The organism is Rhodophyticola sp. SM2404, assembly GCF_053570515.1.
This window is the reverse complement of sequence record NZ_JBSEDL010000004.1, coordinates 216,534-243,260: the sequence shown is the minus strand read 5'-3', so window position 1 is coordinate 243,260 and position 26,727 is coordinate 216,534. Positions and strand designations below refer to the sequence as shown.

23 protein-coding genes are annotated in these 26,727 nt (G+C 58.9%); 14 read left to right on the top strand and 9 right to left on the bottom strand.

Translation table 11 applies throughout. The features are described from left to right. Positions 1 to 131: 131 nt before the first annotated feature. Complete coding sequence (locus tag ACTYEO_RS08195; RefSeq protein ID WP_449323239.1) at positions 132 to 1,313, top strand: ammonium transporter; 1,182 nt, start codon at positions 132 to 134, stop codon at positions 1,311 to 1,313. A 43-nt stretch (positions 1,314 to 1,356) separates the two neighbouring features. Here the strand turns inward: ACTYEO_RS08195 and ACTYEO_RS08190 are convergent, their stop codons facing one another. Beyond that, positions 1,357 to 1,809 carry a type II toxin-antitoxin system RatA family toxin gene (locus ACTYEO_RS08190; RefSeq protein WP_449323238.1) on the bottom strand — a complete coding sequence of 151 codons (453 nt, stop codon included), beginning with the start codon at positions 1,807 to 1,809 and terminating at the stop codon, positions 1,357 to 1,359. Positions 1,810 to 1,888: 79 nt separating this feature from the next. Between ACTYEO_RS08190 and hpt the strand changes: the two genes are divergently transcribed. The 4 genes from hpt to ACTYEO_RS08170 all read left to right on the top strand — a co-directional run bounded on the left by hpt (position 1,889) and on the right by ACTYEO_RS08170 (position 4,173). Further along, the gene (gene hpt, locus ACTYEO_RS08185; protein WP_449323237.1) at positions 1,889 to 2,425 is read left to right on the top strand and encodes a hypoxanthine phosphoribosyltransferase; all 537 of its coding nucleotides are present in this window, start codon (positions 1,889 to 1,891) and stop codon (positions 2,423 to 2,425) included. 24 nt (positions 2,426 to 2,449) lie between these two features. Continuing rightward, on the top strand, positions 2,450 to 2,623 hold the full coding sequence (locus ACTYEO_RS08180) for a hypothetical protein (protein ID WP_449323236.1): 174 nt from the start codon (positions 2,450 to 2,452) through the stop codon (positions 2,621 to 2,623). 116 nt (positions 2,624 to 2,739) lie between these two features. Then, positions 2,740 to 3,204 carry a c-type cytochrome gene (locus ACTYEO_RS08175; RefSeq protein ID WP_449323235.1) on the top strand — a complete coding sequence of 155 codons (465 nt, stop codon included), beginning with the start codon at positions 2,740 to 2,742 and terminating at the stop codon, positions 3,202 to 3,204. A 78-nt stretch (positions 3,205 to 3,282) separates the two neighbouring features. Next, positions 3,283 to 4,173, top strand: a complete 891-nt coding sequence (locus ACTYEO_RS08170; RefSeq protein WP_449323234.1) for a cytochrome c — start codon at positions 3,283 to 3,285, stop codon at positions 4,171 to 4,173. Between the two features lie 192 nt (positions 4,174 to 4,365). On the opposite strand, the gene lipA is transcribed toward ACTYEO_RS08170, so the two are convergent. Together lipA and ACTYEO_RS08160 are read right to left on the bottom strand one after the other, a co-directional pair. Further along, the gene (lipA, locus tag ACTYEO_RS08165; RefSeq protein WP_449323233.1) at positions 4,366 to 5,316 is read right to left on the bottom strand and encodes a lipoyl synthase; all 951 of its coding nucleotides are present in this window, start codon (positions 5,314 to 5,316) and stop codon (positions 4,366 to 4,368) included. A gap of 104 nt (positions 5,317 to 5,420) precedes the next feature. Beyond that, complete coding sequence (locus ACTYEO_RS08160) at positions 5,421 to 6,395, bottom strand: DUF6456 domain-containing protein (RefSeq protein WP_449323232.1); 975 nt, start codon at positions 6,393 to 6,395, stop codon at positions 5,421 to 5,423. A 374-nt stretch (positions 6,396 to 6,769) separates the two neighbouring features. On the opposite strand from ACTYEO_RS08160, the gene ACTYEO_RS08155 reads away from it, so the two are divergent. After that, a complete protein-coding gene (locus ACTYEO_RS08155) occupies positions 6,770 to 7,048 on the top strand; it encodes a DUF6477 family protein (RefSeq protein ID WP_449323231.1) in 279 nt (92 codons plus the stop codon). Between the two features lie 40 nt (positions 7,049 to 7,088). On the opposite strand, the gene ACTYEO_RS08150 is transcribed toward ACTYEO_RS08155, so the two are convergent. Continuing rightward, entirely contained in the window at positions 7,089 to 8,624 is a 1,536-nt protein-coding gene (locus ACTYEO_RS08150) for a trimethylamine methyltransferase family protein (RefSeq protein ID WP_449323230.1), read from the bottom strand. Between the two features lie 219 nt (positions 8,625 to 8,843). Here ACTYEO_RS08150 and ACTYEO_RS08145 point away from each other — a divergent pair, with 219 nt between their 5' ends. From ACTYEO_RS08145 to ACTYEO_RS08130, 4 genes are read left to right on the top strand one after another with little or no spacing between them, the layout of a single operon-like run. Continuing rightward, on the top strand, positions 8,844 to 9,860 hold the full coding sequence (locus ACTYEO_RS08145) for a glycosyltransferase family 8 protein (protein ID WP_449323229.1): 1,017 nt from the start codon (positions 8,844 to 8,846) through the stop codon (positions 9,858 to 9,860). Beyond that, positions 9,814 to 10,551 (top strand): hypothetical protein, encoded by a 738-nt coding sequence (locus tag ACTYEO_RS08140; RefSeq protein WP_449323228.1) that lies wholly within the window; start codon positions 9,814 to 9,816, stop codon positions 10,549 to 10,551. Before ACTYEO_RS08145 ends, ACTYEO_RS08140 begins: the two co-directional genes overlap by 47 nt. A 41-nt stretch (positions 10,552 to 10,592) precedes the next feature. Then, positions 10,593 to 12,164: a glutamine-hydrolyzing GMP synthase gene (gene guaA / locus ACTYEO_RS08135; RefSeq protein WP_449323227.1), complete on the top strand. Its 1,572-nt coding sequence runs from the start codon at positions 10,593 to 10,595 to the stop codon at positions 12,162 to 12,164. A gap of 7 nt (positions 12,165 to 12,171) precedes the next feature. Then, positions 12,172 to 12,453, top strand: coding sequence for a putative quinol monooxygenase (locus ACTYEO_RS08130; RefSeq protein WP_449323226.1), 282 nt, complete (start codon positions 12,172 to 12,174; stop codon positions 12,451 to 12,453). A gap of 4 nt (positions 12,454 to 12,457) precedes the next feature. On the opposite strand, the gene ACTYEO_RS08125 is transcribed toward ACTYEO_RS08130, so the two are convergent. Both ACTYEO_RS08125 and ACTYEO_RS08120 read right to left on the bottom strand, forming a co-directional pair. Further along, entirely contained in the window at positions 12,458 to 13,816 is a 1,359-nt protein-coding gene (locus ACTYEO_RS08125; RefSeq protein ID WP_449323225.1) for an outer membrane protein assembly factor BamB family protein, read from the bottom strand. A gap of 26 nt (positions 13,817 to 13,842) precedes the next feature. After that, positions 13,843 to 14,643, bottom strand: a complete 801-nt coding sequence (locus ACTYEO_RS08120; protein ID WP_449323224.1) for a tetratricopeptide repeat protein — start codon at positions 14,641 to 14,643, stop codon at positions 13,843 to 13,845. A 289-nt stretch (positions 14,644 to 14,932) separates the two neighbouring features. On the opposite strand from ACTYEO_RS08120, the gene ACTYEO_RS08115 reads away from it, so the two are divergent. Together ACTYEO_RS08115 and ACTYEO_RS08110 are read left to right on the top strand one after the other, a co-directional pair. Then, positions 14,933 to 16,180, top strand: a complete 1,248-nt coding sequence (locus tag ACTYEO_RS08115) for an efflux RND transporter periplasmic adaptor subunit (RefSeq protein ID WP_449323223.1) — start codon at positions 14,933 to 14,935, stop codon at positions 16,178 to 16,180. Then, complete coding sequence (locus ACTYEO_RS08110; RefSeq protein WP_449323222.1) at positions 16,177 to 19,884, top strand: efflux RND transporter permease subunit; 3,708 nt, start codon at positions 16,177 to 16,179, stop codon at positions 19,882 to 19,884. Before ACTYEO_RS08115 ends, ACTYEO_RS08110 begins: the two co-directional genes overlap by 4 nt. Before the next feature lie 61 nt (positions 19,885 to 19,945). Here the strand turns inward: ACTYEO_RS08110 and ACTYEO_RS08105 are convergent, their stop codons facing one another. Together ACTYEO_RS08105 and ACTYEO_RS08100 are read right to left on the bottom strand one after the other, a co-directional pair. Beyond that, positions 19,946 to 21,784 carry an ABCB family ABC transporter ATP-binding protein/permease gene (locus ACTYEO_RS08105; RefSeq protein ID WP_449323221.1) on the bottom strand — a complete coding sequence of 613 codons (1,839 nt, stop codon included), beginning with the start codon at positions 21,782 to 21,784 and terminating at the stop codon, positions 19,946 to 19,948. Positions 21,785 to 21,906: 122 nt separating this feature from the next. After that, positions 21,907 to 23,604 (bottom strand): LysM peptidoglycan-binding domain-containing protein, encoded by a 1,698-nt coding sequence (locus ACTYEO_RS08100; RefSeq protein ID WP_449323220.1) that lies wholly within the window; start codon positions 23,602 to 23,604, stop codon positions 21,907 to 21,909. 106 nt (positions 23,605 to 23,710) lie between these two features. Between ACTYEO_RS08100 and ACTYEO_RS08095 the strand changes: the two genes are divergently transcribed. Next, positions 23,711 to 24,262: an LOG family protein gene (locus tag ACTYEO_RS08095; protein ID WP_449323219.1), complete on the top strand. Its 552-nt coding sequence runs from the start codon at positions 23,711 to 23,713 to the stop codon at positions 24,260 to 24,262. Here the strand turns inward: ACTYEO_RS08095 and rarD are convergent. After that, positions 24,231 to 25,112 (bottom strand): EamA family transporter RarD, encoded by an 882-nt coding sequence (gene rarD / locus ACTYEO_RS08090; protein ID WP_449323218.1) that lies wholly within the window; start codon positions 25,110 to 25,112, stop codon positions 24,231 to 24,233. The genes ACTYEO_RS08095 and rarD overlap by 32 nt on opposite strands. A gap of 210 nt (positions 25,113 to 25,322) precedes the next feature. On the opposite strand from rarD, the gene ACTYEO_RS08085 reads away from it, so the two are divergent. Further along, entirely contained in the window at positions 25,323 to 26,690 is a 1,368-nt protein-coding gene (locus ACTYEO_RS08085; protein WP_449323217.1) for a tryptophanase, read from the top strand. Positions 26,691 to 26,727 lie beyond the last annotated feature (37 nt).

The following is a 26,727-nucleotide window of genomic DNA, read 5'->3' as shown; positions in this document are numbered from 1 at the left end:
GCGCCCCAAATTTGCGCATTTTGCAAAACGACCAAGCTTTAGTCGCTAAATTTGGCGTTCGCCTCTTTTTTCCGCACCTCAGTCACGCTTTGCCCTCCTGCAACACGAACACAAGGGAAGGGACTTCACCAATGAACGGAGCGGATACCGCATGGATCATCGTCGCCACGGCGCTGGTCCTCTTTATGACGCTACCAGGGCTTGCGCTGTTTTACGGCGGCCTGGTGCGCGCGCGCAATGTGCTGAGCGTTTTCATGCATTGCTATATGATTGCCTGTTTGATGAGCGTGCTTTGGCTGGCCGTTGGATATTCTATTGCCTTCGGCCCCGGCGAGAGCGGGCTTTGGGGCGGGCTTGATCGGGTCTTTCTCAGCGGCGTGACCACAGACACCTTGTCGGGCACCCTGCCCGAGGTTTTGTTCTTTGCCTTCCAGATGACCTTTGCCATCATCACCCCTGCCCTGATCGTGGGCGCCTATGTCGAGAGGATCGGCTTTGGCTTTGTGCTGCTCTTCTCGAGCCTTTGGATGCTGCTGTGCTACGCGCCTGTGGTCCATTGGATCTGGGGCGGCGGCATGCTGGCCGATGGCGGTATCTTGGGCGAGATCGGCGTGCGTGACTTCGCAGGCGGTATCGTGGTGCATGAAACCGCAGGTCTTGCAGCGCTTGTGATTGCGATCTTCCTTGGGCAGCGCAAGAACAACACCACCCCCCCCCATAATCCCGGCATGGTGATGATTGGTGCGGCGATGCTTTGGGTCGGTTGGTTCGGCTTTAATGGCGGCTCGCAACTGGCCGCTGATGGCGGGGCCGCGATGGCGATCACTGTTACCCATATCTCGGCCGCGGCAGCTTCGCTCAGCTGGGGTCTGTGGGAGCGGATCAAATATGGCAAGACATCGCTGGTTGGCGTTGTAACAGGCACCATCGCGGGTCTGGCCTCGATCACTCCTGCATCGGGCTTTGTTGGCCCCGTTGAGGCGCTGGTCATCGGTACGGTCGCGGGCATTTTGTGCCAAGAGGCGGTGAACCTGATCCGCAACAAAGCCAAGATCGACGACACATTGGATGTGTTCGCCGTGCACGGCGTTGGCGGCATCTTCGGCACGATCATGATCGCGGCCTTCGGTCAGGGCGCATGGGTTGCACAGCTTGGCGGCTTGGCGATTGTGGGCGCATATACGATTGTTGTGACCGTCGTTCTGATCAAACTGGTCGGGCTGGTCACGCCATTGCGGGTGGATGAAGACAGCGAAAGCACAGGTCTTGATATCGCCGTTCACGGTGAACGGGCCTATGATATCAGCTCCTGAATAAATCAGCGCGCGGCCTCATCTCGGGGCCGCGCAGCACCTTTTACGGCTTGCCGTAAAGCGCCTCGGCGCGCGTCTCGAAAGCCCGCACGATCCGTGTCATGGCCTCGGAGAAAAACACACCAGCTGCACCCTGCAACAGTTTGTTTTTGAATTCAAAATCCACATCAAATGCCACTTCGCATCCGCCCTCCTCAAGGTCGCGGAACTGCCAATGCGAGATCATATGCTTGAAGGGACCATCGATATATTCAGTATCGATTTTCTTTTTCTCGTCCCACAGCACCACACGGCTGCCAAAGCGTTCGCGGAACATTTTGAAGCCCACCACCAGATCGGCCAGCATCTCACGATGATCGCCTTGATCGGTAACCGAACGGATCCGCGCCGCCGCCGTCCATGGAATAAATTCAGGATAACGCGCCACATCCCCGACAAGCGCATACATCTGGTCAGCCGTGAATGGCAGGGTGCGGGTTTCGGAATGCGCGGGCATGGGTCTCTTTCGTCTTTCGTAAGCTCCCCTGATGTCTTAAAAACAGCGCTGGAATTCAAGGTTAAAAGGGCGGGACCCAATGGCGCAGCCAGATTACCATGTCGATACATTGATCTCGGCCAAGGCCATTGCCGCGCGGATCGAGGAATTGGCCCGCGAGATTGAGGCCGCCTATGCCGGCACCGACAAGCTGGTGGTGGTGGGGCTGTTGCGGGGCTCATTCGTCTTTATCGCCGATCTGGTGCGCGAATTGGACCTGCCCGTCGAGGTCGATTTCCTCGAGGCCTCCTCCTATGGCGATGCGCTTGAAAGCTCGCGCGAGGTGCGCATCCTGAAGGATTTGCGCGGCGAGATCGGCGGGCGCGACGTGCTGGTGGTGGAAGATATCGTCGACACAGGCCACACATTAACCCATGTGCTGCATCTGCTTGAAAGCCGCGCACCCCGCAAACTAAACACCATCGCGCTTCTGGATAAACCCTCGCGCCGCGAGGTGGATATCAAAGCGACATGGACAGGTTTTGCCATCCCCGATGAATTTGTGGTGGGCTATGGCATTGACTATGCGCAGCGCAATCGCAACCTTCCCTATATCGGCAAAGTGGTGTTTGACTAAGCCCATAGGCCAAAGGGGGTCGCGATGAATATATGGCTGCTGCGCGCTGTGGGATGGGCCCGAAACCCGCCCTCCGCAAAGAAGGTGAAATTCGTCTTGGCCATCGTCGCAGTGGTGCTGGCCCTTGTCGCGATTGAAAAGCTCTTCGGCTGGCCCGAGGCCCTCACAGTAAACTCACGCTCCATCACGAGGCCGTGAGGGCGGTGCTTGGACGCACAAATCCTGTGCTAATCTGCACGGGTGGTTTTATTTGACCACCTGCGTCGCGCTGCGGCATGCTGCCACATATATTGGTGATCATGGGAGTGGTTCAAATGAGCTTTTTAAAAGTAAGCAGTATGGTTGCGGTTGTTGCAACCCTTGGGTTTGGCACAGCCGCCCTCGCACAGGATTTTTCAAGCGCGGTTGATGCGCGTCAGGGCGGCATGAATATTATGGCGCTGAATATTGGTGTTCTGGGTGGTATGGCCCGCGGCAATGCCGATTATGATGCCGAAGCCGCGCAGGCCGCCGCCGATAATATCGCGGCCGTCTCGATGCTGGATCAGCGGTTCTACTGGCCCGAGGGCTCGGATAGTGCAGCCTTTGAAGGCTCGCGTGCCCTGCCCGCCATCTGGGAAGATTTCGCTGGCGTCTCCGAAAAGGGCCAAGCCTTTGGTGCGGCAGCAGCAGGCCTTCAGGCAGCAGCAGGCAACGGGCTTGAAGCCATGCAGGCTGCCCTCGGCCCCGTAGGTGCCGCCTGCGGCGCCTGCCATGACGATTACCGCCAGCCTCGCTAAGGGCGGTCCACACAGACACAGCCTTCGGCCTCCTCCTCCGAGGGGGCCTTTGGCAATTGGGCGCATAAGGACAAAGAGATGATACGCTTTATTGGCCAGATTTTCGGAATAGGCGTTGTCGGATTTGGCATCTTTTTGCTTCTGACCAGCCCCAAAACGGTTTCGCAGGACGAGCTTGCAGGCCTCACAGGCGATCCTGTCCATGGCGAGGCGGTGTTTTGGGCGGCAGGCTGCGCCTCCTGCCATGCAGCGGAGGACAGCACTGGCGAGGCCCGCCTGATCCTTGCAGGGGGTCAGCATTTCCCCTCGGATTTCGGAACCTTCATCGCCCCCAATATCTCAACCGATCCAGATATGGGGATCGGCGGGTGGAGCTTGGCCGAATTCGTCACCGCCGTGCAGGAAGGTGTCTCGCCCTCAGGCCAGCATTACTACCCCGCCTTCCCCTATACCGCCTATCATCTGGCCGAACGGCAGGACATTGTCGACCTCTACGCTTTCATGATGACCCTGCCCGCCGATGCCACCCCGTCCCAGCCTCATGACATCGGCTTTCCCTTTAATATCAGACGCCTGACCGGAGGATGGAAATTCCTCTTCATGACAGATGGCTATGTAATTGATGGCGACTTGCCCGAGGATGTAGCCCGCGGGCGCTACCTCTCCGAGGCCTTGGCCCATTGCGCTGAATGCCACACGCCGCGCAACGCCTTGGGCGCCCTTGATCGAGCTGCATGGATGCAGGGCGCACCCAACCCCTCGGGCGAGGGCCGCATCCCAGATATCACCCCCGCTGAGCTCGGCTGGTCGCAAGCCGATATCGCCAATTACCTGCACGACGGCTTTACCCCCAGCTTTGATGCAGCGGGCGGGCATATGCGCTCGGTGGTGCAAAACCTCGCCAATCTTCCCGATGAAGACCGCATGGCCATCGCGGCCTATCTGCTGGCGCTGCCAAACGCGCAGTAAGTCCCGCGCCCCTATCTTTGCTTTAAAGCGTTACCACGAAACACTGACTCAAAAGCGTGGGCAAAATCCCGTTCGACCGAAGGGAGAGGCAGGGAATTTGACCTCAATAAAACGTGGAAACGCTCTGAAAATACTTCGGGGTCAGGGCCGCCGAAGCGGCCCGCAGGGGCAGCGCCCCTGTCTTGGATCCACTCAGGCGCGCCCGAGTTTTTTCAGCCGCGCCGCACGGAGACGCGCGAAATCATCCCCCGCATGATAGCTTGAGCGCGTCAAAGGCGTGGCCGAGACCATCAAGAAGCCCTTCCCGAAGGCCGCTTTCTCATAGGCTGCGAATTCCTCGGGCGTCACAAAGCGGTCCACCGCGTGATGCTTGGGGCTGGGTTGCAGATATTGGCCAATGGTCAGGAAATCCACATCCGCCGCGCGCATGTCATCCATCACTTGCGTGACCGATTGGCGGTCCTCGCCAAGCCCGACCATGATGCCCGATTTGGTGAACATCGAGGGATCAATCTCCTTCACCCGCTGCAAAATGCGCAGGGAATGGAAATAACGCGCACCAGGGCGGACCTCGGGGTAAAGCCCCGGCACCGTTTCGAGATTGTGGTTGAACACATCAGGGCGTGCAGCCACGACCGTTTCCAAAGCCTCTGGCCCGCATTTCAGGAAATCGGGTGTCAGAATTTCAATCGTCGTCTCGGGCGCGCGTTTGCGGATGGCGCGGATCGTCATGGCGAAATGCTCCGCCCCGCCATCATCCAGATCATCGCGATCCACCGAGGTGATCACCACATGGTTCAACCCCAGTTTTTGCACCGCATCCGCCACACGGCCCGGCTCAAAAGCATCCAAGGTATCAGGGCGGCCCGTGGCCACATTGCAGAAAGTGCATCCGCGTGTGCAAATCTCGCCCATGATCATCATGGTGGCGTGACCTTGGCTCCAGCATTCGCCGACATTGGGGCAGCCCGCCTCTTCGCAGACCGTGGTCAGCTTATGCTCGCGCATGATATTGCGGGTTTTCTGATAGCCCTCGCCCACAGGGGCTTTCACACGGATCCAAGACGGTTTCTTGGGTTGCTCATTATCCGCGCGATGCGCTTTTTCAGGGTGGCGTTCGCCGGGGATTTTCAGATCACGCATTGGGGCCGTTCCTCCATTGCCCTCTATCTAATCCGCTCGGCGAAAAAAGTAACCCTGACATTTTGCATCACAGGAATGCATGAGGCGAAAGGCAGGCGGCGCGTTTAATCCTGCAAGGCAGGCACAAAGCCGTATTGCGTCTGATAATGGCTGAGCAAACGTTGTAGGCCGATCTTGAGCACGATCTTGCCCGAGCGCGCCGACCAGCCAAGCCTTTTCTCAGCCGATTCAAGCCCTTCCAGAAAACAGCACACCCGCATCACCACATCCGACAATCCCGGCCCCAGATCATCCATCGCATCCGAGACCCGTTTGCGCGCATCGCGTGGCCCCTCGCCAATGCCTGTATCCGACAAGAAGCCACCCCGATCGACGCCCGTCAGGAAACGATCCCAATTCTGGGCCACGCGCGGGCCCATCTGGGCGCGCTCGAAATCCTCGCGCAGCTTCTCGCCCGCTTGCACAAGGCTCATCTCGAGGAAGGCCTTGCCATCAGGCCCTTTGCGGCGCGCAAGGCTGGCCAGCGGCGACTCGGCCAGATTGACCCGCATCTTGCGCCGCTTGCCCGCATCATCTGCAATGCGCCGCTCGCCCCAGATCGCGTGTTGCGCGGCAAAAGGGGTCGCGGCCTCCGACATCTCCATCACCGAATGACGGCGCTTGCGGTCCTCCTCGATCAAGGTCTTGAGGGCGGTTTTGCCAACCGAGGTGATCCGATAACTCGTCACCCTGCCCCGTTTGGCGGTCGCGATCCAATCCTTGAGCGCAAAGGCATTGGCGATATTGCGCTCCAGAACGGCTGTGCGGGTCTGCGACCCGTCTGGCGCAGGCCGCAGCACAACCGCTTTGTCCATATCGCCCGCGACGACAAGAACGGCGTCTTTCTCACATAGCCTGCGCAAAATACGGCGGGCTTCACGGTTGATTGTCGGCTCGTCCGATACGAGTCCGGTCCTAATTGGCATGGTCATGGTAAAGTCTTCCTGTCTAGATGGCTTGGTCTGGTCAATTGCTGCATTGCGCGGATCAAGCGCGCTGAGCGCTTCATCGACCAATGGGTCATCACGGCGCGCTTCCATATGTCGAATTCGACGCGAAATCGTTGAGGGATGTCGGCCCCAATCGCGGGCAATCTGGCGAACGGGAGTTCCGAGCGCGACATGGTGCAAATATTGTCGCGCTTGGTCGGGAACCCATGGCGGAAAGGTCTTTTGGTTTGGGCTGTCTGGCCGAAGGGTCACGCGATCTATCCTTTTGGTAAGCTTGTGGATAACTCGGCCAGAGTTTCGCCTTATTGATTACTTAAAGGTTAATATTCGCAAAATTTGAGTGAATTGTTTTCAATTCGTTAACAGCCAGCCTGCCTGCGAACGCTCTCGAAAAAAATACGCAACAGCAGGGTCGCTCGGGTGATCCTCAAAGGCCCAAAACCTTTGCCGGAGAGATGCGCCCGATGAAAAACCTGACTTCTATTTTGCACAATATCCGCCGCCCCAAACTTCTGGTCGGCGCGGCCCAGATGGCCGCAAATAGCTATATTCGCCAAGACCTTACCCTGCCCCGCTTGCGCAAGGCACCTGCCGCCTTGCTGGAGGAGGAGGCGCAATTGAACAGCGCGCGGCTTGATGGTTTGGTGGGGTATTCAGCGATCCGCCATATCGAGGTTCTGGCCGTGCTGATCTGCCAATCCAAGCGAACCCGCGCGGCGCAACCGCAGGGGCTCATGAGTTAACAACTGGTAAATGGCACCCGCGATGGGACCCTTGGCCATCTTAGGCGAAGGCGTCGGGCATCTCGGATTTGCGCTGTGCGATATAGTCCTTCAGACGGCCATCAATTTCGGGGTCAAGCGGTGGCTGGACATAATCCCCCAGCATCTTGTCCACACGCGCCGCTGCCAAGGCAATCGTATCGCGCGAGCCTTCATCGGCCCAAGTCTCGAACGGTTTGTAATCGAGCAGATCGCTCTTCCAGAAGGCCTCTTTGAAATTGTTCTGGGTATGGTCGCAGCCAAGGAAGTGGCCACCCGGCCCGACTTCGCGCAGGGCGTCCAGTGCTTGGGCATTCTCGTCAAAACTGACGCCTGCCGCCATTTTATGCAAAACACCGAGCTGGTCGGCATCCATCACGAATTTCTCGGGGCTGGCGCTCAGGCCACCTTCCATCCAGCCGCAGGCATGCAGCATGAAATTCACCCCGCCCAAAAGCCCCGCATTCAGCGAATTGGCTGTCTCATAGGCCGCTTGCGCATCGGGCAGTTTCGACCCGTTGAACGAGCCTGCCGAGCGATAGGGCAAGCCAAGACGCCGCGCCAATTGCCCCGCGCCATAGGTGATCTGCGAGGCCTCGGGCGTGCCAAAAGTGGGCGCGCCCGAATTCATATCGATCGAGGCCACGAAAGCCCCGAAAATCACCCGCGCGCCTTTGCGGATCAACTGGCTATAGGCCACGCCTGCCAGAACCTCGGCCAGCACCTGCGTCAGCGTGCCCGTGACCGACACGGGCGCCATCGCCCCCCCCACGATAAAGGGCGAGACGATACAGGCCTGCCCTGCGGCGGCATATTCCTCCAATGCGCCCATCATCGTGGCGTCAAAGGTCAAAGGCGAGTTGATATTGATCAGCGATGTCATGACCGCGTTTTGGTCAACGAATTCCGCGCCGAACAGGATCTTGCACATCTCGATGGAATCGCGTGCGCGGGAAGGTTCGGTGACCGAGCCCATGAAGGGCTTGTCCGACAAACTCATATGCGCATAGAGCATATCAAAATGGCGTTTATTAACAGGCACATCCGTAGGCTCGCAGACCGTGCCACCCGAATGATGCAGCCATTTCGACATATAGCCCAGTTTCACGAATTTCTCGAAATCGGCCATGGTCGCGTAGCGGCGCCCCTCATGGATATCCCAGACAAAGGGCGGGCCATAGACAGGGGCCAGCACCAGCGATTTGCCCCCGATCTCGACATTGCGTTCAGGGTTGCGGGCATATTGGGTAAAGCGAGAGGGGGCGGTTTTGCACAAGTCGCGCGCCAGACCGCGCGGAATGCGCACCCGCTCGCCCTGAACATCAGCGCCCGCCTCTTTCCAAAGGGCCAGCGCCTTGGGGTTATCTGCGAAATTGACGCCAATCTCTTCGAGAACGGTTTCGGCGTTATACTCGATGATCTCCAGCGCCTCGTCTGAGAGCACCTCGAGATTGGGGATATTGCGCTCAATGAAGCGGGCTGTCTCAAAGCTGACCGCCGAGCGCGCCGCGCGCCGCGCGGCCCCTCCGCCGCCCCGTGTTCTACGCCGTTCCGTCATTGTTGCCTCCGCCATATCTCACGACTCTCCGCTATTCTGGCACTGCGCCACTGCAAGCGCTTGTAGCGCGCATGCCCACCCCTGCAGGGCTGATTTGCGGCGCATGCGGGGGGAAAGCGACATCCATTGGGTAAGCCCTTGCCCAACTCGATCTGGACAGGAGCCAAAAGATACCCCACAAATGCACCAAAAGATAAAAGAAGCAGTGAGGTCGTTTGGATGGCGAAGGCCACATCAAAACCGAAAAAGGCCAAAATCGCTGTCGTGGTTTGCACTGACAAGAACCTGTTCTGGCAATCCGCATTTTTTCTGGCACGCGCAATAAGCCTCGACCCAGATAAATTGGTCGATTTTTACCTGTATTGCTCAGACCCATTTGACCCAAAGCTGAAGAAAGCGCTCGGACCGAGGGTCAAGATTGTCTTTACAGAAAAGGCAGGGTTTGCAGACAATATTCCCCTATCGAGTCACATTTCAAAAGCGACCTTCTTGCGGATGATCGCCCTTGAGGAGCTATGTCCGCATTATGACCAAGTCGCCTATAGTGATGTTGACGTGTTCCAGCGTTGGGGATCCTTTGGCGAATTGATCAATCTGGCAGAGCATGAACAACCTCTGGCCGCTGTGCGTGATCGTTCGTTATGGGGGCGTGAACCAGAAGTCTGGGTGGCCAAAAATTACTTTCCCAACCTGCCGTCGGGCGTCCACAACCGATATTTCAACGCAGGGATAATCGTTGCAAATAGCAAAGTGTTTCTTGCACAGGAGATCACGCAGCGCGCGCTGGCCTTTTTGCGCGACTATCCTGAGTTGTGCCATTACGCCGACCAATCCGCCTTGAATGCGGCGGTGAACGGTGACTGGCTGGAGCTATCCCCAAGTTGGAACTGGCAAGCCAATACCCGTTATGATCATCTCATTCCGTTAAGAAACCCGCGCTTTGTTCACTTCACGGGGCCGATCAAGCCTTGGAAAGACAAAAGGCGCCGCTTTGACGAAGTCTATTTCTTTGCGATGAAGCAGTGGCTGGAGATAAGCGGTCTGCAGCACATTCTTGCGGACATCCTCGAAGCGACTTTTTTTGCAAGCCGCGAAAGGCTCCGCACAAGACTGTTGGCAGAGCAGCATACCAGCCCGCTGGAAATGCGTGAATTTGTCAAACCATATATTGACCGAACAGATTTTGCAGATGCCGAATTGGGCTTGCCCGTATTTGGCTGGACCGATGACAGATAGGAATGCCCAAGTGAATCTAACCCAATTGGCCACAAAACACCGCTCGGACAAGGGCAACGTTAAACAAGCCCATATGTATACACTGGCCTATGAGCTGTTGTTTTACCCCTATAAAAACCGTCCTGTTTCTTTGATGGAGATGGGACTTCAGATTGGCGGGCCAGAAAACGGGTTCGATGCAAGCCGCGAGACAAACAAGGTCCCGTCGGTGTCGATGTGGCTGGAATATTTTGACGACGTCCATGTAACGGGTGTGGATATTTCCGACTTCTCTTGGGTCGATGACCCGAATTTTGAGTACATCCATTGCGATATGGATAAACGACAAAATCTTAAAAAATTGGCCGAGTCCGTAACCCGTGAATATGATTTCATCATCGACGATGCATCCCATGCGTCTCACCATCAGCAATACGGGTTTTTAGAACTTTGGAAGACGCTAAAGCCAGGTGGCCTTTACATTATTGAAGATCTGCATTGGCAGCCGAAAGCATATGAAAAGCCCGATTTCACCAAGACAGGTGAGTTGTTCCGCGCGTTTACAGAGACTGGGAAATTCAGTCATACAGATACCGATTTGGAACGTGATTTTACCGCGATCGCGCCTGAGATCAGCCTCGCCTATGTCTTCCCGCATCGCTACATACGACGCAAAGCAAACAAGTTTCTGGTCGTGCACAAACAGCCCTGACCATCTTGCGCAGGTCATAGGGTTTGCATAGGAGAAGGTGCATGACAGATATTTCCCATGAGCGGCTGCTGATCATCGATTTCGGCAGCCAAGTGACCCAGTTGATCGCGCGCCGTCTGCGTGAGTTGAATGTCTATTGCGAAATTCATCCCTATCAGAATGTGACGGATGCATTTCTCGATGCGTTTGACCCCAAAGCGGTGATCTTTTCGGGCGGTCCCGATTCCGTGATGCGCGAGGGCTCTCCGCGCCCGCCGAATTCGGTTTATGACAGGGGCTTGCCGATCTTGGGGATATGCTATGGCCAGCAGGTCATGATGCATGATCTGGGCGGCAAGGTGGAAGCGGGCGAGCATGCCACGGCCGAGTTCGGGCGCGCCTATGTCACGCCATCACAAACGCGGCCCGATATCCTGAACGGCTGGTTCCTTGATGCCGAAGGTCGCGAACAAGTCTGGATGAGCCATGGCGACCATGTCTCTGAAATAGCACCTAATTTCGAGGTTCTTGGCACCTCGCCCGGTGCGCCTTTCGCAATCACGGCTGATCTGGATCGGCATTTCTATGCCGTGCAATTCCACCCCGAAGTGCATCACACGCCCAATGGCAAAACGCTCTATGAAAACTTCGTGCGCCTTGCAGGGTTTTCGGGCGATTGGACGATGGATGCCTATCGTGACCAAGCCGTTGCCGCGATCCGCGAGCAGGTTGGCGATGCCAAGGTGATTTGTGGCCTCTCTGGCGGGGTCGACAGCTCGGTCACTGCCGCTTTGATCCATGAGGCGATTGGCGATCAACTGACCTGCGTCTTTGTTGACCATGGCCTTTTGCGCCTGAACGAGGCGGAAGACGTCGTGGCGATGTTCCGCGACCATATGAACCTGCATGTGATCCATGCCGATGAGCGCGAGCTGTTCCTTGGTGAATTGGAGGGCGTTAGCGACCCCGAGACCAAGCGCAAGATCATCGGCAAGCTGTTCATCGATGTGTTCCAGAAATATGCCGACGGGATCGAGGGCGCGCGTTTCCTCGCCCAAGGCACGCTCTATCCCGATGTGATCGAGTCGGTCTCCTTCTCGGGCGGCCCCTCGGTGACGATCAAATCGCACCACAATGTGGGCGGTTTGCCCGAAAAGATGGGCCTCAAACTGGTCGAGCCGCTGCGCGAATTGTTCAAGGATGAGGTCCGCGCCTTGGGGCGTGAATTGGGCCTGCCCGACAGTTTCATTGGCCGCCACCCCTTCCCCGGCCCAGGCCTTGCGATACGCTGCCCCGGTGAGATCACGCGCGAAAAGCTCGAAATCCTACGCAAGGCGGATGCGGTCTATATCGACCAGATCCGTAAGCATGGGCTTTACGATGAGATTTGGCAGGCCTTTGTCGCCATTCTGCCTGTGCGCACCGTGGGTGTCATGGGCGATGGTCGCACCTATGATTTCGCCTGCGCCCTGCGCGCGGTAACCAGCGTGGATGGCATGACGGCGGATTACTACCCGTTCAGCCATGATTTCCTTGGCGAAACTGCCACGCGCATCATCAATGAGGTCAAAGGCATCAACCGCGTGACCTATGATATCACCTCGAAACCTCCCGGCACGATTGAGTGGGAGTAACCGCGGGATGACGGTCGTTTTAAAAGGGCATATCGATGTGCCCGCCGAGCGGCTGGACGCGGTGCGCGCGGCATTGCCCGAGCATATCCGCCTGACCCGCGCCGAAGAGGGATGCCTCCGTTTTGATGTAACGGAAAGCGCGGAGCCTGTCGGGCGGTTTGAAGTCTCCGAGGCATTCTCCACCCCTGCCGCCTTCAAGGCCCATCAAGCCCGTGGCGCGCAAAGCGCTTGGGCATACGTCACCAAAGGCATCGCGCGGCATTACAACATTGAAGGGCTTGAAACCTAAGCCCTTAACGGTAGGCGTTCAGGCGGCCATCGGCATCTATGACATAGAGAACATCACCCACGATGATCGGGTTTGACGCGGCCCCTCCGCGGATCGGAAGTGTGCCAAGCGCGCTGCCATCTTCGGGGTTGAAGAAGCGGATCTCGCCATCGCCCGAGGCCACGACCAAGCGCCCCCCTGCCATGATCGGCCCGAAATGGGTGAACACAGCTTTGCGGCGGCGCTCACGCTCGCGCACATAGAGCGGCAGTTCCACACCCCAGATACGCTCGCCGGTTGCTGCATCGACCCGCAGCAATTCATTGCGGTCCGAGACGAAGAACACGCTGTCTCCCGCAGGCACAACAGGGGAATAGGCCCCATCCTGCGCAGTCCAAATCCGCTCGCCCGAGGCGGCGTCGAGGGCTGCCACGCGGCCCGATTGGTTGCCCGCATAGATCGTGCCGCCAACAACCACAGGATCGCCCGTGATATCATTGAGATCATTATAGGCCACACCAAGGCGCGAGCCCGCAACCGTTGTGCCCCAAACCCGAACGCCCGATTGGCGCAGCGCTCCCACCAGCTCGCCCGAAGCGAAGGGGAAGATGACCGAGCGGTCGGTAATTGCAGGAGCCGCAGCCCCCGACAAAACAGAGGCTGCCGGCGATGCAGGGCTTTGCCAGCGGATGCGTCCGTCATCTAGCTCAATGGCCCAAGCCTGACTGTCACGGCTGATGATATAGACAAGACCGCCCGAGATGGTCGGGCTCGCCAGCCCCGCCCCCAATCGCTGGCGCCAGATCACAGCGCCCGAGGTAGCATCCAATGCGATCAACTCGCCATAGCCCGTGGAGGCGAGAAGCGTTGTGCCCTCAATCGCCAGACCACCGCCCGAGACACCGCCACCGCGTTCAAATCCAGGCGTAAGATCGGCGCGCCACAAAACCTCGCCCGCGGCAGAGGTGGCTTGCAGGCCCGCATCTGAATCAAGCGTAAAAATAAGGCCATCTGCGGCAATCGGATCGGCAGTCAGACGTTGGCGGCGCGTATTGCCCTGCCCGATCGAGACCGAAAAGAGCTGCGCAGGCGCTGCCGAGAAGGCCAGATGCGGCACGGCATTGCGCGTGTTGCTGCCGCGTTGCGGCCAGTCATTCAGCGTCTGTGCGGCGGCCAGATTGATCGCGCGGCTTTCATTGGCCTCGCTTTGATCAAGCGCGCTCAAAGCGGCTTCTGCTGCATCTTCAACACTGTCGGTTGGAAGCGAGGCCTGCAAAGGCGTGCGCGTATCAAAGCGTTCCCCTTCGAGAATAACTTCGCGTTCACAGGCAGATAGGACCATTGTCAGTCCAAGCCCCAATGTCACGATCCGAAAAGCGCTCATCTCTGCCCTGCCCCTTTGGCCGCCGCTTATTCCCCGATTGCGGGCGCGGTGGCGTCATCCGTTGTCTCACCGGGTGCTGTCCCGGTCTGGTCTTCTGTTTCCTCCGGCGCGCTGTCCGGCTCCGGTGGCAATACCACATCAGGTACAACCAGCTCCGGCTCCGCGATCGGCTCGTCAATCAGAATAGAGCCCGCCTCGAAGGCCACAATCAACTGAGAGGCGCGCTGTTGCAAGCCCGGTGTGGCGGCTGCATCACGCTCCAACTCGCGCAGGATATCCGTTCCGCCTGTGATATCGCCCCGTGAAATCAGCGCAATCGCCTGCTGTTCGCGCGCCAAAGCCGCATAGGGCCGCCCCGGAGTGGCAATCGCCGCGAGGATGGCATCGGCCTCGGCCTCACTGGCGGGAGGGGCCAGCAAATGCGCTTTGAGCAGCGCAAGGTCACGGTAGCGCGGCAAAAGATCAGGCATATCGGCCAAGTTGCGCAGACGCTGTGCGGCGGCCTCTGGGTCTTCGGCGGCGGTTTCTTCTGCGGCGATCATCATTTCCAGCAGCGCATCCGCGCCCTGATTGTCGCTTGTGATCGCCTCAAGCGCGGCGATCCGCTCGGCGGCGTCCTCATTATCGAGGGCGGCAATCACGCTATCGCCGAAATTTTGCGCAGCCGCTTGTTCCGTGGCTGTGCGGTATTCATTCCATGCCGCCGCGCCCACAATGCCGATCACGATCAAAGCGGCCAGCCAGCCCCATTTCTTGAAGAGATTGAAGAGCCTGTCACGGCGAACTTCTTCGGTCACTTCATCAACAAAACTATCGGTATTGGCCATGAGGTCCGGCTCGCTTCAACTGTGTTTATGGCCCCGCTTGCACGGGTGTTGCGCCCTCTTAGCGCGAAGGGCGCGGGCTTGCCAAGTGGCGCGGGCCTATTGCGCTGGTTTCCACCCCTTTTTCGCGCTCAAACCCAAAGAAAGCGACACAACTAAACTGAACGGTTCACTCTTGAAGGTTTTTGGAATAGAGACTAATCTGAACTAAATGGTTCAGCGTATACCCTAATACATATCTATACATATCCCCCCGTGAGCTTCGGCGCGACCGAGCAAGGATGAGACCTTCATGAAGATATTTCCGATCATTAGCGCGCTGCTGGTATGCGTCGCCTTGTATTTCATCGTCCTTGATCGCGGCAGCCTGTTGGCTTTGGTGGGCGCTGGCAGCGAGGCGCAGGCCGCCGATGCGGCTATGCCTGTCGCTGACGAAGCGCCCGATGATGCAACAATTGAAGATCAGGCAGGCATTCGTATCGTAGTGATGCGCAGCCTTGCCAGTGAGACCGATACAGCCGTGATCTTGCGGGGCCGCACCGAAGCCTTGCGCAATGTGCAGGTGATGTCCGAGACCTCGGGCCAGATCATTTCCGAGCCGATCCGCGCGGGCGCCCGTGTCGAGGCGGGGCAGGCCCTGTGCGAGATTGACCCCGGCACCCGCCGCATCGCCTTGCTTGAGGCGCAGGCAGCCCTTGTGACCGCGCAATCGCGCGTGCCCGAGGCCGAGGCCCGCGTGGCCGAAGCCCAAGCGCAATTGGTCGCCGCCGAGATTGATGCCAATGCAGCCTCGCGTCTGAACGAGAGCGGCTTTGCCTCTGAAACCCGCGCGGCCAGCTCGGCCGCGGCAGCCTCGTCGGCGCAGGCGGCAATCAGCTCGGCCCAAGCAGGTGTGGAGCAAGCGCTCAGCGGCATCCAATCGGCAGAAGCCGCCGTGCAGCGCGCCGAAGAAGACCTTCAGCGCCTGACGATCACGGCCCCCTTCTCGGGCTATTTGGAAACCGATACGGCCGAGCTTGGCAGTCTGATGCAGCCCGGCGCGCTATGCGCCTCGATCATCGAGCTGGACCGTATGAAGATCGTGGGCTTCCTGCCCGAAACCTCGGTGGCAAGCGTCACTGTGGGGGCCACCGCAGGCGCGCGTTTGATCAGCGGCCAACAGGTGACAGGCACGGTGACCTTCGTCTCCCGCTCGGCCGATCCGCAAACCCGCACCTTCCGTGTCGAGCTTGAGGTTCCCAATGAGGATCTGCTGATCCGCGATGGCCAAACCGCCGATATCCTGATCCAGACACCGGGCACGCCTGCGCATATGGTCCCCTCCTCGGCCTTGACGCTGAATGATGAGGGCACGCTTGGCCTGCGTCTGGTGGCGCAAGACAATAGCGTTGTGTTCCATGAGGTCGATTTCCTGCGCGACACGCCTGAGGGCGCTGTGGTGGCAGGCCTGCCAGATGAGGCCGATATCATCGTCGTGGGGCAGGAATTTGTGACCGAAGGCGTGCAGGTCATCCCGACCTATCGGGAGGGTGATCAATGACCGGTTTAATTGATTGGGCGGCCTCCCGCGCCCGAATGGTTCTGGCCTTTGTGGTGCTCTCGCTGGCCGTGGGCACCGCCGCCTATATCGGTCTGCCCAAAGAGGGTGAGCCTGATATCGACATTCCGGGCCTGTTTATATCCGTCCCCTTCCCCGGCATTTCCGCCGAAGATGCCGAGCGCCAATTGGTGCGCCCGATGGAGGCCGAGTTTCAAGACCTTGACGGGTTGGACGGCATCAATTCAACCGCCGCAGAAGGGTTTGCAGGCGTTTTCCTCGAGTTCGAGTTTGGCTGGGATAAGGGTGAGACCATCGCCGATGTCCGCGATGCGATGAACCGCGCCGAGGCCGAATTCCCCAATGGAGCCGAAAACTACTCGATCAACGAAATCAATTTCTCGGAATTCCCGATCATCGTGGTCTCGCTTTCAGGCGATGCTCCCGAGCGCACGATGATCCGCTTGGCCAATGAGCTTCAGACCCTGCTTGAGGGGCTTTCGCCAATTTTGGAGGCGGGGCTTGCAGGGGCGCGCGACGAGATGCTGGAGGTCGTGATCGACCCGCTGGCGATGGAGGCCTATAATGTCACTGCCGAGGAATTGATCTCGGCGGTTGTGAACAACAACCAATTGATCGCAGCAGGCGAGGTTGATACGGCCTCGGGCGCGCTCTCAGTGCGCATTCCCTCCAGTTTCGACAGCCCCCAAGACGTCTATACCCTGCCCGTCAAGGTCAATGGCGACCGCGTGGTCACGCTTGGCGATCTGACCGAAATCCGCCTGACCTATGAAGACCGCCAAGGCACGGCGCGCTTTAACGGGCAGCCCACAATTGCGCTGCAAGTGGTCAAACGGCAGGGTTTCAACATCATCGACACCGCCGATCTGGTGCGCGCCGAAGTAGAGGCCTATGCCGAAACTTGGCCGCCCGAATTGCGCGCCTCGGTCCAGATCGAGACCTCGCTGGACCAATCGGTACAGGTAGATGGCATGGTCAGCCAGCTTGAAGGCTCGGTCCTGACGGCTGTAGCATTGGTGATGATCGTGGTGCTGGCTGCCCTTGGCACGCGCTCGGCGCTGCTGGTGGGCTTTGCGATCCCGACCTCGTTTTTGCTGTGTTTTATCCTTCTGGGGATCATGGGGATCACGATTTCGAATATCGTGATGTTCGGCCTGATCCTTGCGGTGGGTATGCTGGTGGACGGGGCGATTGTGATCGTCGAATATGCCGACAAGCGCCTGCAACAAGGCGCGCGGCCGATGCAGGCCTATACCGATGCCGCCAAGCGGATGTTCTGGCCTGTTGTCTCCTCAACCGCGACCACGCTATGTGCCTTCTTGCCCATGCTGTTCTGGCCGGGTGTCCCGGGTGAGTTTATGGGCATGCTGCCTGTCACCTTGATCTTCGTTCTTTCGGCCTCGCTGATTGTGGCGCTGATCTATCTGCCTGTTCTGGGCGGTGTGGCTGCCCGCTTCAGCCGCACGGTCGAGGCGGCTTCGGCTTTGGTGATGGCGCTTGTGCCCAATTACTGGATCCGCGTTTTGCTGACACTGGCCGCAGGTTTTGCGATGTTCCAATCGATCCTCGTGACCATCCGAGGTGCGGCTTTTGTGGGCGAGGATGTCTCGCCCTTTATTGCCATGCTGCCGGGTGTGGTGATGTTTGTGATCGCCTCGGCCCTGATGTCGGCGCTGATCGGCACCGTGATGATCGAGCGCGAGCGCAAAGTGATCAGCGCGGGGTATAAACGCTCGCTATTCGGGCATTTCATCCATGCTATTGTCGGCAACCCAGTGATGCCTTTGGTCATGATCGGGCTTGTTGCAGGCTTCGTGATTGCCGTGTTTGGCTATTTTGCGGCCAATAATAACGGCGTTGAGTTTTTCGTCGAAACCGAGCCTGAAAACGCCATCGTTTATGTGCGTGCACGGGGCAATCTTTCGCTGGATGAAAAAGATGATCTGGTGCGCCAAGTCGAAGAGATCGTGCTGCGCACCGAAGGGGTGCGTGATGTCTTTGCCTTTGCAGGCAGCGGCGGGCTCGACAATAACACAGGCGGCGCGGCGGCTCCGGGCGACACAGTCGGGCAGGTGCAGATGGATCTGGCCCCTTGGGGCGAGCGCGAGGATGGCAATGTCATTCTTGACGGGCTTCAAGCCGAATTGGACATGATCCCCGGCATCCAGACCGAGATTTTCGAAGCCGCCCAAGGCCCCGCTTCGGGCAAGCCGATTGATCTGCGCCTCTCGGGCGATGACTGGCAGGATTTGCAGGATGCCACGGCCATCGCACGCGCCCATTTCGACACCCTACCCGGCCTGACCTTGGTTGAGGACAGCCTGCCCCTGCCCGGCATTGACTGGCAGGTGAATGTCGATGTGGAGGCCGCGGGCCGCTATGGCGCGAATGTCGCCACTGTCGGCGCGATGGTGCAGCTTGTCACGCGCGGTATCTTGCTGGATACGATGCGGGTTCCCAGCTCGGATGACGAGATTGAAATCCGCGTGCGCTTCCCTGAGGAACAAAGGGTTCTCTCGACGCTTGAGACCCTGCGGGTGCGCACAGCCGATGGCCTTGTGCCTCTGGCCAATTTCGTTTCATGGGAGCCTGCCCCGCAATTGGCCGAAATCTCGCGCATTGATCAATCGCGCGTCTTTGATGTGCGCGCCGATGTGTTTACGGGGCTGTTTCTGGTCTCGGATGGGGAAGATGGCAGCCTTGGCATGATCCGCGATGCCGCCCCTGAGGCCGCGAATACCCAGCCTGCCTTCACCTATGATGAGACGGGCTATGTCGTGTTCAACCTTGAGGATGGCGTCACCGCCGCCCAAATCGAGGAGGCGGTGCTGGAGGGCGCGGCGCTCACCCCTGTGACCGCCAATGAACGCATCGAAGTGCTGTCGGAATGGCTGAGCTCGGAGGCAGATCTGCCCGCATCAGTTGCATGGGAATGGGCCGGCGATCAAGAGGAGCAGGCCGAAAGCCAAGCCTTCCTTGGTCAAGCCTTCCTTGCGGCTTTGGGGCTGATGTTCATCATCCTGCTGGCGCAGTTCAATTCCTTCTACAACTCGGCCTTGGTGCTTGTCGCGGTGGTTTTGTCGACCACGGGCGTGCTGATAGGCATGCTGGCGATGGATCAGACCTTCTCGATCATCATGACAGGCACGGGGATCGTGGCTTTGGCGGGGATCGTGGTGAACAACAATATCGTTCTGATCGACACCTATCAGGAATTTAACCGCTATATGCACCCGCTTGAGGCGATTGTGCGCACTGCCGAACAGCGTATCCGCCCCGTGCTTTTGACCACCATCACCACGATGGCAGGTCTGGCCCCGATGATGTACGGCATAAGCCTTGATTTCGGATCGGGCGGCTATACCGTGAACAGCCCGACAGCGCTGTGGTGGAAGCAATTGGCAACAGCCGTGGTCTTCGGCCTCGGGATCGCGACGGTGCTGACGCTGGTCTTCACCCCCTCGCTTCTGGCTTTGCGCATCTGGTGGTGGACGATTGTCAGCGGGGCCATGCGCCGCTTGGGCCGCCTAGGGGCCAAGCGCATGAGCAAACGGGTGCAGGATTGGGCGCTGACCCGCGAAGCCGCCCGCGCCGAGAACCCCACCATCTATTGGGATGAGGACCCCCGCCCCGCGGCACCAGAGGCCGAGGACCCTGCCACCCCACCGCTGCGCGCGGCGGAATAAACGCGGGCGCAGGGCAAAGCCGCGCAATTGTGGAACACAATATAAAAGACGCCGCTTTGCTTTAAGCGGCGTCTTCTTCTTCCGCCATCTGGCGGTGCCACATCGAGGCATAGCGCCCCCCGCGGGTCAAAAGCGCGTCATGGGTGCCATACTCCACGATCTCGCCTGCCTCCAGCACGATGATCTGGTCAGCCTCAACCACGGTTGAGAGGCGATGCGCGATGGTGATCACGCTGCGCCCCTCGCCCATCATCTTCAACTCACCCTGAATATCGCGCTCGGTCTCGGTATCAAGCGCCGAGGTCGCCTCGTCCAGCAGCAGGATCGGCGGGTCTTTGAGCAAGGTGCGCGCGATGCCCACGCGCTGTTTCTCGCCCCCCGATAGCTTCAAGCCGCGCTCGCCCACAGTGGTTTCATAGCCCTCAGGCAGCGCCAGAATGAAATCATGGATTTTCGCGGCTTTCGCGGCGGCCTCAATCTCGGCAAAACTCGCCTCAGGCCGACCATAGGCGATATTGTAGCGGATCGTGTCATTGAACAGCACCGTGTCCTGCGGCACGACGCCGATGCGGGCATGCAGGCTTTCTTGAGTGACATCGCGCAGGTCCTGCCCATCAATGCTGACAGCGCCGCCCTCGACATCATAGAAGCGGAACAAAAGCCGCCCGATCGTGGATTTGCCCGAGCCAGACGGCCCCACCAAAGCCACCGTTTCCCCCGGTGCCACGCGGAAGCTGACCCCTTTCAGGATGGGCCGCGCGGGATCATAGGAAAAGCGCACATCGTCAAAGCGGACCTCGCCGCCCGTCACCTCCAGCGGCTGCGCTGTGGCGCGGTCCTGCACATCGGCGGGCTGTTCCAATAGGGTGAACATTTCGCCCATATCGACCAGCGCCTGCCTGATCTCGCGATAGACCGTGCCCAGAAAATTCAGCGGCATGGTGATCTGGATCATATAGGCATTGACCATGACGAAATCGCCCACGGTCAACGTGCCGTCATTGACCCCGATCGCAGCCATCACCATCACGATCACCAGACCTGTGGTGATGATCAGGGATTGACCGAAATTGAGGAAAGCCAGTGAGTAATTGGTGCGGATCGCGGCATCTTCATAGCGCTCCATCGCGCTGTCATAGCGCGCGGCCTCGCGCCGCTCGGCCCCGAAATATTTCACGGTTTCGAAATTCAGCAGGCTGTCCACGGCCTTCTGGTTCGCGTCCGTGTCCTGATCATTCATTTCCTTGCGGATTTTCACGCGCCATTCGGTGACTTTGAAGGTGAACCAGACATAGAGCGTGATCGTGACCGCCAGAACCAGCAAGTAATTGATATCAAACACCAATGCGAGGATGATCCCCGTCATGGCCAGTTCCAGTATCAGCGGCCCGACCGAGAAGAGCATAAAGCGCAGCAAGAAATCCACGCCCTTCACACCGCGCTCGATAATACGGCTGAGCCCGCCTGTTTTGCGTGTGATGTGAAAGCGCAGTGACAGTGCATGGATATGCTGGAAGGTCTGAAGCGCGATCATCCGCAGGGCGCGTTGGCCCACCTTGGCGAATACCGCATCGCGCAATTGTTGAAAGCCCACATTGCCCGCGCGGGCCAGACCATAGACCACCGTCAGGCCAACCGCCCCCATTCCAAGCGCCCAAGCAGGGTTCGCCCCCACATCGCCCGAGAGCGTATCAACCGCCGCCTTATAGAGAAACGGCGTGCCAACCGCGATCACTTTGGCCAGAAACAACATGGCCAGCGCGATCACCACGCGCTGCTTCACCCAAGGCTGATCCTCGGGCCAGAGATAGGGGGCAACACGGCGCATTGTGCGCCAGCCGGAACGGCGCTCTTCGGCGGCTTGATCGGCAGAAGAGAGATCAGTGGTATCGGCTGGCATGAAATGGTCCTGCAGGCAAATGAGTTACCGCGTAACCTAGTTACCCGATGCAAGAATAGCCAGCCAAGCACGGCGCTTTTCAGGGCGCCGCGCCAATCTGTCAGCCTTACTCGGTTTCGGGCCTACTCGGTATCGGGGATCAAAAAGATCTGACCAGGATAGATCAGGTCAGGATCAACTATCAGATCGCGATTGGCCTCAAAGACCTGAACATAGCGGATCGGATCGCCCAATTCCTCGCGCGCGATGGCCCAAAGCGTAAAGCCTGCCTGCACCGTCACCACACGGGCGCGCGGCTCGGTGGTTGCGCCTTCAGTGCCCTCAGCGGCATCCGTTGCGGCGGTTTCTGTGGTTTCCGTGGCAGCGGTTTCGGTCGCGGTTTCTGTCGCTTCCTCAGCAGCGGTGTCAGTCGCCGTGCCCTCGGTTACGGCGGTCACTGCTTCCGCTGCCTCCTCGGCAACGTCTTCTACAGCGGCGGACACTGTCTCCGCTGCCTCCTCTGCAACATCTTCAACAGCGGTGGTGACTGTCTCCGCTGCGGCCTCGGCTGCAACTTCAACACCTGTCTCTACCGCTTCGGCCACGGCGTTTGCATCTGCTGTCTCGGCGGCTGTGTCGGCCTGTGCATCAGCAGAGGGCGCAGCGTCTGGCATGGCTTCTTCTGTGGCGTCTGCCAAGTCCGTCGTGGTTGCGCTTTCCTCAGCAGCAGCGGCAGCTTGCGCGGCCACGGCTGCAACCAGTTCAGGCTCGGCCCGTTGGAACGGCGTCTCAAGGCGCGATGTCACCGCGCCCTGCGCATCCAGTCCATCAAGACGCAAGGTGAAATTGCCCGGCGCGATGCCCGTCAGGCTTGCCTCCCAAGCCCCTGCGCTTGTCACCTCGACCAATTCGATCGCTTCATTATCGATATAGATTTGCACCTGCTCATTCGGCACAGACCGCCCCGAGAGCAGCACCTCACCCTCGGTCCCATAGGAGATCACATCAAGCGAGACCTGACTGACCTCAGGGCCTGCCTCCTCACCGCGCTGGACGACTTGCGCGCCATCGGCATCGGCAATCACGATTGTGGGCTGCGCAGGCGCTGTCTCATCGCTGGTATCGGCAGTTGTATCCGTGGCCGCAATCTCAACACCCGCGTCATCGATGGCCGCCGCAGGCGCGGCTTCAATGGCCGAGACCATCACGGTCTGGAGACCCGCGAGCGGCGTTCCATCCTCGCTGACACCCTCAAGCGAAAGCGCGCGCGCCTCGTCTGACGGGGGGAGCGTTGCGAATAGAACAAAATTGCCGCCTGCATCAGCGGTATCAGAGGCGACTTCTTCACCATCCAACATCAGGCGAACCAGCGTATTGGCTGCCGCCTGCCCCGCGATCACGGTGCCGCCTTGGGGATCGATGCGCACAACATCCAGAACAGGCTCATCACCCGTGGCAGTGGCGGCGTCATCGACCAGCACGTCGAGAGCGGCAGACGCGCCCTCCTCGCCCTCGATCTCGACCTCGGCCAAATCGGCTTCAGGCGCGGCTTCGGATGTATCAGCGCTTTCTGAGGCAGCGCCGTCAGTGGCAGCATCTTCAGCTTCGGCCATCTCCTCTGCCATTTCGACGACAGCACCCTCTGCGGCAGTCTCCGTCGAGGTCTCGGCATCGCCGCCTGAGATTTCACCCTCGGCCTCTTGCGCAATATCGGCCTCTGCGTCGCTGTTGTTTTGCGTGGATTGCCAACCAAAAAAGCCAGCCACACCGAGAGCGACCACAATCAGCCCTGCCCCCAAGGCCCCAAAACCACCGCCCGTACTGCCTGCGCCTTCGCTCATCTCAAATCTCTTTCATTCCCAGTCATTCAAAAAGCATAAACGAACTTGTGATGACTGTCACAACCCCGCTATCAAAGTGTTAACTAAATCATTTTGGACATTTTTTATGACCCAATTTTCAGTTTGCGTATTTTGCGGTGCCCGTTCAGGCAAACGTGCAACATATGAGGCAACGGCGCAGGCGCTTGGCACGGCTTTGGCTGGCGCTGATATGCGGCTGGTCTATGGGGCGGGCGATGTGGGCTTGATGGGCACGGTTGCCCGCGCCACAGCACAAGCAGGCGGCGCGACCTTCGGGGTGATCCCGACCCATCTTCTGGAATGGGAGGTCGGCAAGCGCGACCTGACGCAATTCATCGTCACCGAAACGATGCATGAGCGCAAGAAGGTCATGTTCATGAATTGCGATGCGATCGTGGTTTTGCCCGGAGGAGCTGGCAGTCTGGACGAGTTTTTCGAGGTGCTGACATGGCGGCAATTGGGCCTGCATAAAAAGCCAATTTATCTTCTGAATACAGATAATTACTGGTCAAAGCTCACCGATCTTCTTGATCATGTCGTGACCGAGGGTTTTGCCGATAGCTCGGTGCTGGATTTCATCCAGACCATCGATACCGTGCCCGCCCTTATGGCTGCGCTGGAGGCGGCGCACGCCTGAGCGTGGCCCATGAATAAAGCGCCAAAGCCACCCAGATAATGGGGAAGGCTATGGCGTGCCAAAGGGTGATGGCCTCTCCGAACAGCACCACCGCGACGAAGAATTGCAGGCTGGGGTTGAGATATTGCACCAAGCCCAAAGTCGAGAGCGAGGCGCGCTTGGCCGCATAGGAGAACATGATCAACGGGATCGCTGTCATCGGCCCTGCCAGTACCAGCAGGATTGAGAGCCATAGATCATGGCCAAACACCCCCGCATCCGCACCCAGCCAGATCAGATAGGCCACGGCGATGGGGGTCAGCACCAACACTTCTGCCGTGACCGAGACCACGGGGCCTGCATCCACCCAACGTTTCAGCAGGCCATAAATGCCAAAGGTCACCGCCAATATCAGCGAAATCCACGGGGCCACGCCCAAGCCCGCCGTCAGGATCATCACGGCAAGGGCGGCAAGCGCCACAGCGGCCAATTGCGGCTTGGACAGGCGTTCGCGCAGAACGATCCCGCCAAGGGCCACGGCAACCAGCGGGAAGATGTAATAGCCAAGCGAGCTTTCGACCACGCGGCCCACTTGCACCGAGAAGATGAAGAAAAACCAATTGCACGAAATCATCGCCGCCGCTGCAAAGACCAAAGCAAATTTGCGGGTGCCTGACAGGGCAATTCGGGTCTCGGCCAAACGGGTTTGCAGCGCCAGCACAATGCCAAAGACCACAAGCGACCAGACAGTGCGATGCGCCAGCACCTCCAAGGGTGGGACATCGGCCAAAAGCCTGTAGAACAGCGCCGAAAGGCCCCAGATACTACAGGCCCCCACCATGGCCAAAACGCCTTTGCCCGACTCAGTCATTCTTGGCCTTTCCTTTTGGATCACACGACCTGTGCGATACCGCAGGGTCAAGGGGTCTTGAACTCGAAACCCGTTTCTGAAATTTATATCCGTGCAGCCTAATGGGCGTTGAGCGCGGTCCGAAACCAGTTCGGGCAACCGCAGCGCTTCGGTCCCATCGTGTTTTGGCTGCCGCGTTTTCAAGGGACCGTCCTATCTGGAGCCCTTGAGATGAAAACCATCATCGAACCTTTTCGCATCAAATCGGTCGAGCCAATCCGCATGACCACACGGTCCGAGCGCGCCGATCTAATCAAAGCAGCCAACTATAATCTGTTTGGCCTGCATTCCGACGACGTGCTGATTGATCTGCTGACCGATTCAGGCACAGGTGCCATGAGCGCCGAGCAATGGGCCGCAGTCATGCGCGGCGATGAAAGCTATGCGGGATCGCCCTCATTCTTGCGCTTTGAGCAGACCGTGAAGGAGTTGATGCCCTTCAAACATGTCATCCCGACCCATCAGGGGCGCGCGGCCGAGGCGATCTTGATGCAGATCATCGGAGGGGCGGGCAAACGCATCCCCTCGAATACGCATTTCGACACGACACGCGGCAATATCGAAGCATCGGGCGCAATCGGGGATGATCTGGTGATCGAAGAGGGCAAGGACCCGTCGCTGGATCATCCCTTCAAGGGCAATATCGATTTGCACAAGCTTGAGACCTATCTGGGCGAGCATGGCGCGGCTGTGCCTGCTGTGATGTTGACCATCACCAATAACGCAGGCGGTGGCCAGCCTGTCAGCCTCGCCAATATCCATGCCGCGGCAGAAATCGCCCATGCCCATGGCAAACCCTTCATCATCGATGGTTGTCGCTTTGCCGAGAATGCGTGGTTCATCAAAACCCGCGAAGACGGCCAGCAGGGTCGCTCCATTCCCGATATTGTGCGCGATTGCTTCCGCCTTGCAGATGCAATGACGATGAGCGCCAAAAAGGACGCCTTTGGCAATATCGGCGGCTGGCTTGCGCTCAATGATGATGACATGGCCGAGGAGGCCCGCGCGCATCTGATCCGCACCGAAGGGTTCCCGACATATGGCGGCATGGCGGGGCGTGATCTGGAGGCCTTGGCACAGGGCCTGAAGGAAATCGTGCAGGAGGATTACCTGCGCTACCGCATTCGCGCCAATTCCTACATCGTGGAGCGGTTGGACGCGCTTGGTGTGCCTGTGGTCAAACCTGCGGGCGGGCATGCGGTTTTCATAGATGCCCGCGCTTGGTTGCCCCATGTTGAACCCCTCGCCTATCCCGGACAGGCGGTGGCGGTGGCGCTTTACGAGATTGCGGGCATACGGTCTTGCGAGATCGGAACTGCAATGTTCGGGCGTCAACCCGATGGCAGCGAACACCCCGCCGCCATGGACCTTGTGCGCCTCGCGATCCCGCGCAGGACCTATACCCAAAGCCATGCCGATTACGTGGTCGAGGCTTTTGAGGAACTGGCCTCCATCAAAGACAGGCTACAGGGGTATAAAATCGTGAAAGAGCCCAAACTCCTGCGCCATTTCACCTGCGCCTTCGCGCCGCTTGGCTAAACGCAAAACGGCCCCCGCACTGGGGGCCGTTTCACCA